General features: G+C 67.8%; 1 protein-coding gene. It reads left to right on the top strand.

Annotation, left to right across the window (positions count from 1 at the left end):
* Positions 1 to 706 (top strand): diguanylate cyclase (locus ACXJKJ_RS30630; RefSeq protein ID WP_457395223.1); only part of this gene is annotated, 706 nt, incomplete at both ends.

Below are 706 nucleotides of genomic sequence, written 5' to 3'. Positions count from 1 at the left end.
CAGCATCCCTGGCGGGCGTCGACTCAGCGTGAGCTATGTGGGCCTGAGCTACCTGATGTCCGAGCGGATCCGTTACCGCACCAAGCTGACCGGGCTGGACAATGGCTGGATCGAACGCGGCCAGCAGCGCAGCGTCGAATTCGTCGGCCTGCCGCCGGGCAACTACACCCTGCACGTGTCCGCGGCGCATCCCGGCGGCAGCTGGAGCGACAGCGAGGCGGTATGGGAGTTCACCGTTGAACCGTTCCTGTGGCAGCGGCGCACGGTGCAGCTGATCGGCGTGCTGCTGTTGGTGGCCGGGCTGATCGCGCTGTACCGCTATCTGATCAACCGCTACAAGGCCAGCAACATCCGCCTGGCGCGGATGGTCGACGAGGCCACGCGCGACCTGCAGGCGCAGACGGTCAACCTGCAGGCCTTGAACCAGGAAAAAACCGAGCTGGCCGACCGGCTGGCGGTGCAGGCCGAGCAGTTCGGGCGGCAGGCGCGCGAGGATGCGTTGACCGGGCTGCCCAACCGGCGCGCGTTCGACGAAGCGCTGGCGCGCGATTTCGCCCGCTCCCAGCGCAGCGGCCATCCGTTGTGCCTGGTGGTCCTGGACATCGACCACTTCAAGGAGGTCAACGACCAGCACAGCCACAGCGTCGGCGACCTGGTGCTGGTGGAAGTGGCGCGGGTGATCGCCTCGGCCTGCCGCGACTCGGAC

It is taken from the genome of Roseateles sp. P5_E1 (assembly GCF_054049335.1).
This window is presented reverse-complemented; position numbering and strand designations above follow the sequence as displayed.